The organism is Kineococcus sp. TRM81007 (genome assembly GCF_022669155.1).
Classification (GTDB): domain Bacteria; phylum Actinomycetota; class Actinomycetes; order Actinomycetales; family Kineococcaceae; genus Kineococcus.
The window spans coordinates 1-212 of record NZ_JALBVB010000004.1 but is presented as its reverse complement, the minus strand read 5'-3'; the positions used below and the strand labels follow the sequence as shown (position 1 = coordinate 212).

Annotated in this window: 1 rRNA gene; it reads right to left on the bottom strand. The window is 62.3% G+C overall.

Features of this window, described 5'->3' with window-relative positions:
* Positions 1-6: 6 nt before the first annotated feature.
* Positions 7-123, bottom strand: a 5S ribosomal RNA gene (gene rrf, locus MN205_RS00015).
* Positions 124-212: the final 89 nt, after the last annotated feature.

Here is a 212-nt window from a genome sequence, read left to right as displayed (position 1 = left end):
GTGAGTGGCCGGCGGTGACCTACTCTCCCACCCAGTCTCCCGGGCAGTACCATCGGCGCTGGTGGGCTTAGCTTCCGGGTTCGGAATGTAACCGGGCGTTTCCCCACCGCTATGACCACCGGACCACAAGGGCCAGGAACCACACCAAACAACTGGTTGCGTCCTGAGAGCCACACAGTGAACGCGTCAACCTCATCGAGTGCTCCTCCAGC